This is a genomic window from Anaerolineales bacterium, assembly GCA_022866145.1.
Taxonomy (GTDB): domain Bacteria; phylum Chloroflexota; class Anaerolineae; order Anaerolineales; family E44-bin32; genus PFL42.
In genome coordinates this window covers 1-6,116 of sequence record JALHUE010000127.1, presented here as the reverse complement: position 1 = coordinate 6,116, position 6,116 = coordinate 1, and the positions used below count along the sequence as shown (strand labels likewise).

Genomic DNA, 6,116 nt, shown 5'->3' with positions numbered 1-6,116 from the left:
GGCGCCTGATGGAGAGGCGCTCGGGCATGGGGATGGATCTGAACTCGGTCTTCAACCGACCGCCGCGGGTGCTGGTCGTGGACGACGACTGGCTGAATCGCGACCTGCTGGAGGCCTACCTGCGCGGCTCCGGCGCCGAGGTCTACACCGCTCCCGACGGGGTGGTGGCACTGGAGATCGCCCGCTCGCGCCCGATAGACTTGGCGCTGGTCGACATCCAGATGCCGCGCATGGACGGCCTGACGCTGTGCCGCGAGATCAAGGCTGCCCCGCAAACCCGCTTCGTGCCGGTGGTGATCGTTACGGCACTGGACAGCGAGGAAGAGAAGATCAAAGCCATCGAGGCCGGCGCCGATGACTTCGTCACCAAACCCTACAACTCGATCATCCTGCTCACCCGGGTGCGCTCGCTGCTGCGCCTGAAGCGATTGAACGACGAGGTCGAGGCCCGCAACCGCCTGCTGCGCCAGGTGCTCGACCGCTACATGGCCGAGGACGTCACCGATGTCATCCTGACCGATCCCGAACGCTACCTGAAGCTGGGGGGTGAGGCGCGCCTGGTGACGGTGCTGTTCGCCGACATCCGCGGCTTCACCCGCTACACCGAACGCACCTCAGCCCCGGTGGTCGTCGAGACGCTGAACCGCTTCTTCCGGTCCTTGAGCCAGGTGGTGTTCACCTTTCGGGGCACGTTCGACAAGTACCTAGGCGACGGGCTGATGGCCTTTTTCGGGGCGCCGCTGGCCGCCGAGGACGATGCCGAGCGGGCAGTCAAGACGGCGGTCGAGATGCAGCGCTTGTTCAGCGACCTGCGCCGCGACGGGGATGCGGACCTACAAGCGCTGGGCCTAGGAGTGGGGCTGCACACCGGCGAGGCCATTGTCGGCAACATCGGCTCGGAGAAGGTGATGGACTACACCGTCGTCGGCGACACGGTCAATGTCGCCAAGCGGCTGCAGGAGCTTGCCCGCGGCGGCGAGGTGCTGGTCAGCGATGCGACTCTGGCCCGCGCCCCCGGGGTGAAGGCCGAGAAGCTGCCGCCGGTGGAGCTCGCCGGCCGCAGCGAGCCGGTGACCCCCTACCGCCTGCGCCTGAAGGGCAGCTAAGCCCGACCGCGGTCGGGCTGTATAATCGGCCGCAAGCCCCAGTAGCTCAAAAGGATAGAGCAGGGCACTCCTAAGGCCAAGGTTGGGGGTTCAATTCCCTCCTGGGGCACCTGGCTTTCCCGACTTTCGTTGTTGTGACTACAAGCATAATCTGGCCGTTCCGGCCAGATTATGCCTGCAATTGCCCACGGCCGAATCATGCTTGCAACCGCGTCCCCAACGCCCGGTTGCGCTACTGTCTATACCCCCCCGCCCATTCAACGTGCTGGGCGACGGTGTGGGCCTCGCGTACTACCCTTCCTGTTGCTACAAGCATGATATGGCCGGAACGGCCAGAACATGTTTGTTTCCTCTTTCGACCAAGTCATGGTTTACGCGGAGCAGCCAAGGGGCAGTCCGGGGTGTGATCTTGTGCGGGAGATCGCGGCCTAGCGGCCAGGTTATGGCTTTCGACGCGGCCAAGATATGGCTCCAGCGACACCTGGTGTCAGGGGTCTGCAAAACCCTGATCATGGGTTCAAATCCCATCGTCGCCTCTAGGCAACACCAGTCAACTGCAGGCATCACCGGAGAATGCTTCTTGGGGCCTGCCGCGCATCGCACGCGCGGTTGACTACAGCCATCCACGGTTCACGCTGTCGACTGACCCTGAGGTCGATCAAACCGGCTTCGCCGCGATAGATCCAAGAGGCTATCTGAGGCCTAGCCGACCGGTCGGAGTTTCTGGTGTTTTCCCAGGGTCCATTTCGATACACTCGGATCTTCCCCCTATCTTGGACACTTGCGGGGGCGCGGTCTACAATTGACCCGTGCCCACTGCGATTCTGGCCACCAAGCTCTATGTCCCCCCGCCCCGGGCCAACCTTGTCCTCCGCCCGCGCCTGATCGAGCGGCTGAACGGGGGCCTCTCTTCGGGCTGCAAGCTGACCCTCATCTCTGCCCCCGCCGGCTTTGGCAAGACCACGCTGGTCAGCGAATGGGTCGCCGGTTGCGGGCGACCGGTTGCCTGGCTGTCGCTAGACGAAGGGGACAACGACCTCGCATGCTTTCTGACTTACCTCGTCGCCGCTTTGCAGACGATTGCGGCGAACATCGGCGCAGGGGTGTTGAGGACGCTCCAATCGCCTCAGCCACCAGCCCCCGTATCGGTCCTGCCCATCCTGCTCAACGAGATCACCACCCTCCCGGAAGATTCGGTCCTCGTCTTTGACGACTACCACGTGATTGATGCCAAACCGGTTGAGAACGCCCTCGCCTTTCTGCTCGAGCATCTGCCGCCCCAGATGCACCTGGTCATCGCCACCCGTGAGGATCCAGATCTGCCCCTGGCCCGGTTGCGTGCCCGGAGCCAAATGACCGAACTGCGCGCAACCGACCTGCGCTTCACCCGCGCCGAGGCCGCTGAATTCCTCAATCGGATGATGGGGTTGAACCTGGGAGATGCAGACATCGCCGCGCTCGAAGCCCGCACCGAAGGTTGGATCGCCGGCCTGCAGTTGGCCGCCCTTTCCATGCAGGGGCGATCAGACACCGCCGGTTTCATCAGGTCTTTCACCGGCAGCCACCATTTCATCCTGGACTATCTGGTCGAAGAGGTTCTGCAACGCCAGCCTGAACATGTGCGCAACTTTCTACTGCAAACCGCTATTCTCGACCGCTTGAGTGGTCCCCTGTGTGATGCCGTGACCGCACAAGATGGCAGCAGGGAAATGTTGGAAACCCTGGAGCGCGGCAACCTGTTCCTCATTCCGCTTGACGATCAGCGCCAGTGGTATCGCTATCACCACCTCTTCGCCGAAGTCCTCCAAGCGCACTTGCTGGAGGCGCAACCCGATCGCGTGTCCACGCTCCATCGGCGGGCGAGCGAGTGGTATGAACAGAGCCGACTGCCGCCCGATGCCATCCGCCACGCGCTTGCCGCCGAGGACTTTGAGCGCGCCGCGGGATTGATTGAACTGGCCTGGTCAGCAATGGCCCTCAGTTACCAATCCTCCACATGGCTTGGCTGGGTCAAAGCGCTACCTGACGGGTTGATCCGCATCCGGCCGGTGCTAAGCCTGGGCTATGCCTGGGCGTTGCTGGATGGCGGCGAGTTGGAGGCCAGCGAGGCCCGCTTGCATGACGCCGAGTGCTGGCTGGATACGCCGACGGACAAGATGGTCGTCGTGGATAAAGAGCAGTTTCGCTCGTTGCCAGCTTCGATCGCCACCGCCCGGGCCTTCCGCTCCCTGGCGCTTGGCAATGTCCCCAGTGCCGTAGAGTATGCCCAGCAGGCGCTTGAACTCACCCCTGAAGATGACCAGGCCACGCACATCCAGGCCACCTCGCTCCTGGTGCTTGCCCTGTATGCAAGCGGAGACATGGAGGCAGCCGAGCGTTCCCTGGCCGATTTCCATACGAACCTGCGGAAGACCGGCGATATCCTGACCCTGATCGGCACCACATTCCTCCTGGCCGACATCAGGGTGGCGCTGGGCCGCCTCCACGAGGCGGAAAGCAGCTATCAGCATTCAATACGCCTCGCGACAGGCCTGGGCGAGCCCATGCCCCTTGGAACGGCAGACTTGTATCGCGGTCTCGGGGAGCTTTACCTTGAACGGGGCGACCTGGAAGCCGCCGCGCAACACTTGCAGACCAGCCAAACGGTGGGCGAGCAGACCACGTTGACGGATTGGCCGCATCGCCTGTGCGTTTCCCAGGCGCGCTTGAAGGAGGCGCAGGGAGACCTGGATGGCGCGCTCGCTCTGCTTGATGAGGCGGAGCGAGTGCATATTCGAGGCCCCCTGCCCGAAGTGCGTCCCGTTCCGGCCTTGAAGGCGCGGGTCTGGCTCAAGCAGGGCAGGCTGGCCGAAGCCCAGAGGTGGGCGCGTGAGCAAGGGCTATCGGCGGATGCTGACATCCGCTACACGCGCGAGTTCGAGCACATCACGCTGGCCCGAGTGCTGATCGCCGCCGGTAGGAGCGATCGGGAGGCTGGTTCCCTTGACGAGGCTACCCGGCTACTGGGGCGTCTTCTTCAAGCGGCAGAGACGGGCGGCCGCATGGGCAGCGCCATCCAAATCCTGCTGCTGCAAGCCCTGGCCTGCCAGGCGCAGAACGACTTGTCCAACGCCCTCCCGCCGCTGGAGCGCGCCCTAGCCCTGGCCGAGCCGGAAGGCTCTGTTCGCATCTTTGTGGATGAAGGCGAAGCGATGCGATTGCTAATTGAAGAACAATCGCGCGATCGAGGCCATCCGCTAAGCGCCTATGCGGACAAACTCCTGGCTGCTTTTACACAACCAGTGGCTGCGCCAAGAACACCAATTATCCATCACGACTCAGACATGATAGAGCCTTTGAGCGAGCGCGAGCTGGAAGTGCTCAAGCTGCTCCGAACCGAATTGAGCGGCCCAGAAATTGCCCAACAACTGATCGTGTCGCTCCACACTCTGCGCACCCATACCAATAACATCTTCAAAAAGCTGGGGGTGAACAACCGCCGGGCAGCCGTCCGCCGCGCTGAGGAACTCGCTTTGTTTTAGCTGATACGCAATCATCACCTCTGGCCCTGGCACGTGGCTCGAACCACCTGCCAGGGCTTTCTATTTCCATCACAACCTCCCGATTAGGACTCAACACATCAATCAACACATCAATCAACACATATAGCGATGACACCTCACCACCTCCGGCGGTATCCTTTGGGCAGATAAACAACGAAAGGACAAACACGAGGCGCATGAAGAGTGACAAACAAACATACGATGAAAGACATAACCAACCTCAGCGCTACGAAATCCGCATCAAAGGACACCTGGATGACCGGTGGGCCGATTGGTTTGAGGGCCTGGCCATCACGCTGGAGGAGGGCGGCTACACGCTGCTCACCGGCCCTGTGACCGATCAGGCCGCGCTGCATAGATTGCTAAGGAAAGCGCGTGATCTGGGGATGGTATTGGTCTCGGTTGGGCCTGCCCGACCCGGCCAGGCAGATGCGCCAGATGTCGAGTAGTAAATGGATAGGCACCCTGGAAAGGAGGTTTTCCTTTGACAACATTTCCAGCCCATTTCGCCGACCGGTAGTCGGAGGGCGCCACAATTCTATGCAAGTCCAATTCAATGAAACTCAACCATATCGTTCCGAAAAGGAGATAGAGATGGAAGAGAAAAGGACTTCACTCAAGAAGGCCGCAAGAGGCGCAGGGATCCTGTACCTCATTATGGATGTGTTCATGATATTCAGCGGGATTGTTGTGGATTCAAAGACCTATGTGCCGGGCGATGCCTTGGCCACAGCCAAGAGTATTCTGGCATCTGAGTGGCTATTCCGGCTCGGTTTCGTGAGTTGGATAGTCGGCTATGTCGTTTTCTTGCTCTTGGTACTTGCACTATACAACTTGTTTGAATCAGTGGACAAGGGCCAAGCCAGGCTGATGGTGATGCTCGTCGTTGCCAGTGTTCCTGTAAACATCCTCAATATGCTCAATCAGTACGCTCCCATCCTGCTCCTAACCGATTCTGGACATCTCTCAGCCTTCAATCCGGCTCAATCGCAAACACTATCGATGTTCTTCTTCGATATGTATCAACATGGGATGATGGTAGCCGAGCTCTTCTGGGGTCTTTGGCTCATTCCCCTCGGGATACTTGTCTACAAATCGAGGATTGTCCCTAGAGTGCTGGGCGTTCTACTTGTAGTCGGCTGTTTTGGACATCTTCTCAGTTTCCTTTCTACCTTTCTCTTTCCTGACTACAACACGCTTCTCATTCCAGTATCGCAAGTAGTCATGATTGGCGAGTTACCAATCTTCCTATGGCTTCTGATTAGAGGGGTAAAGGATCAACAACCAGCCTTAGTTGAGATTGGCTGAGAACTCACCCACAGCATTCAAAGGAGAGCGAAATGAACACAAGTAACAAGCTCGTTCGAGTCCAGGACAGAAAGATGAAGATTTGCATTATCGGCGCGTCCGGGAAGCTTGGCCAGTACATGGTGCAACACGCGCTTGATCGGGGCTATGAAGTGGTCGG

At 60.1% G+C, this 6,116-nt stretch carries 4 protein-coding genes and 1 tRNA gene; all 5 read left to right on the top strand.

The genetic code is table 11. The features are described from left to right. A partial coding sequence (locus MUO23_03925; protein MCJ7512099.1) for a response regulator occupies positions 1–1,106 on the top strand: 1,106 nt, incomplete at its 5' end. Between the two features lie 35 nt (positions 1,107–1,141). Continuing rightward, positions 1,142–1,215: transfer RNA gene (locus MUO23_03920), tRNA-Arg, on the top strand. A 700-nt stretch (positions 1,216–1,915) separates the two neighbouring features. Further along, positions 1,916–4,627 carry a tetratricopeptide repeat protein gene (locus tag MUO23_03915; GenBank protein ID MCJ7512098.1) on the top strand — a complete coding sequence of 904 codons (2,712 nt, stop codon included), beginning with the start codon at positions 1,916–1,918 and terminating at the stop codon, positions 4,625–4,627. A 197-nt stretch (positions 4,628–4,824) separates the two neighbouring features. Beyond that, entirely contained in the window at positions 4,825–5,097 is a 273-nt protein-coding gene (locus MUO23_03910) for a hypothetical protein (protein MCJ7512097.1), read from the top strand. A gap of 145 nt (positions 5,098–5,242) precedes the next feature. After that, positions 5,243–5,956, top strand: coding sequence for a DUF4386 domain-containing protein (locus MUO23_03905; GenBank protein ID MCJ7512096.1), 714 nt, complete (start codon positions 5,243–5,245; stop codon positions 5,954–5,956). Positions 5,957–6,116 lie beyond the last annotated feature (160 nt).